This window comes from Rossellomorea sp. GCM10028870 (assembly GCF_042666755.1).
In the GTDB taxonomy this organism is placed as follows: Bacteria; Bacillota; Bacilli; order Bacillales; family Bacillaceae_B; genus Rossellomorea.
On sequence record NZ_JBHTGN010000015.1, the window covers coordinates 1 to 1219 of the forward strand.

1 protein-coding gene and 1 rRNA gene are annotated in these 1219 nt (G+C 35.8%); one reads left to right on the forward strand and one right to left on the reverse strand.

Annotation, left to right across the window (positions count from 1 at the left end; genetic code table 11):
• Positions 1 to 113, forward strand: a 5S ribosomal RNA gene (gene rrf / locus ACFQWC_RS23150); the annotation flags it as partial.
• Positions 114 to 1014: 901 nt separating this feature from the next.
• Here the strand turns inward: rrf and ACFQWC_RS23155 are convergent.
• Positions 1015 to 1219 (reverse strand): hypothetical protein (locus ACFQWC_RS23155; RefSeq protein ID WP_377109179.1); only part of this gene is annotated, 205 nt, incomplete at its 5' end.

The window sequence follows — 1219 nt, forward strand, 5'->3', positions numbered from 1 at the left end:
GTGACAATGGCGAAGAGGTCACACCCGTTCCCATGCCGAACACGGAAGTTAAGCTCTTCAGCGCCGATGGTAGTTGGGGGATCTCCCCCTGTGAGAGTAGGACGTCGCCAGGCAAATGTGAAAAAAGAGTAGCTCTTAGGGGCTACTCTTTTTTGTGTTTACTTGTAAATGGATTCTTGGTTCGAAGAACAAATTGGTTATGGGATAAAGAGGGCTGCTTTTTTACGTTTTTATTTGTTGGAGAAATGTTATTGAAGGCTGATCGTACAACTAAAATCAGAATCGAAGGACAGATTGAAAGTGAAATAGGGACAATGTTCTTGGATGGATTTGGGAAATGGTGCAATTCTTAAGCAAAGTGACGCAATAACGGATGTAAACGACGCAATAAAAATAAAAAAGACGCAATTCCGCTCTATTTTGACGCAATTAATTTAATAGAACCTTTATTGCTCTCATAATAGTAGCCACAACCTATATTGTTGGCCAGGTTATTACGGATTTCTCATATGAATAGGGCTAAATCTCTCTATTTTAATGATCAACCTTTTGAAAACACGCACTGAATTCTACTCTTAAACGATCAATCTATTAGAAAGATAAAATAAATATCAAAATTGCACCTCCAAAACAAACTAAAATTAGCTTTCACCTGAGAGTGACAAACCTCATTCGCAATAATTTTGACCAACTTCAGATCTGGGACTCTACATATTTAGTAATCCAGCAGAAGAACAGCGTCATATTTTCCTTCGGAAGACCTCATCTAAACTTATGGATACTTAGATAACCGGAAATAAATAGTCAAGCAGATATGTTTAAGATTCTCCTCTGTGTGTATATATATAGTGTAGGCATTCTAAACTGAACTCTCAGACATCTATAAATAGTAAAAAAGGTATTGTTATTAAGTAGATGTTTGTGATATTATTGTTCTTCCGCCTTTTATAAGGGGATTCAATTTAATCTCTTTTAGGCTCGTTTAAGTGTTTACTAACTTAGTAGATATAAAAGTTAAAAAACATTTAAAAAGAAGTTGACTTCTACGAAGTTAACTGGTAAAGTATTATTTGTTGCCACAAACGGACAACGAAACACGACGAACTTGATCAAAACTTCTTGAAAAAAGTTATTGACACCAAGTTGGTGATCGTGTAACATAGTAAGGGTCGCTTCGAAAGAAGCACTTACACATTGAACCTTGAAAACTGAACAAAAC